The organism is Modestobacter italicus, assembly GCF_019799965.1.
GTDB classification, from domain to species: Bacteria; Actinomycetota; Actinomycetes; order Mycobacteriales; family Geodermatophilaceae; genus Modestobacter; species Modestobacter italicus_A.
This window is the reverse complement of the sequence record NZ_JABGCJ010000104.1, coordinates 1-584: the sequence shown is the minus strand read 5'-3', so window position 1 is coordinate 584 and position 584 is coordinate 1. Positions and strand designations below refer to the sequence as shown.

Annotated in this window: 1 protein-coding gene; it reads left to right on the top strand. The window is 41.3% G+C overall.

The features are described from left to right. Positions 1-584: RNA-directed DNA polymerase (locus HLA93_RS20485; protein WP_222196283.1), on the top strand; the 584-nt coding region annotated here is incomplete at both ends.

The window sequence follows — 584 nt, the reverse complement described above, 5'->3', positions numbered from 1 at the left end:
TATGCATTATTATCATAGAGATGCGGGGCCTCCTAGATGTGCGCTGAAGATTGATATTAGGAAAGCCTATGACTCTGTTAATTGGGAAGCTCTGTTTGCTATTCTGAGGCATATGGGAACTCATACTCATCTGTTGAATTGTATTGTTGCCTGTGTCACTACTCCCATGTTTTCTGTTGCTGTTAATGGAGAGTTGGCGGGGTTTTTTGCGGGGAAAAAGGGGTTAAGACAAGGGGATCCTATGTCTCCATTTTTGTTTGTGATTGTTATGGAAGTCTTGTCTAGATCCCTTTCTCGTGCCACTATGAGGGATGACTTTGATTATCATTTTAGATGTGAGAAAGTTTCTCTCTCCCATCTCTACTTTGCTGATGACTTGTTCTTGTTTGCTAAGGCCACTTCTGGTAGTGTTCAGATTTTTATGGATGTGCTAAAGGAGTTTGCGATGTTCTCTGGTCTTCATATTAATCCTGCTAAGAGTGATCTTTTTATTTCGGGTGCGAGCGATTCAGTTAAAGATGATATTGTTCGTATCACTGGGATAAATTTGGGATGTTTGCCTATGAGATACCTTGGGGTTCCCC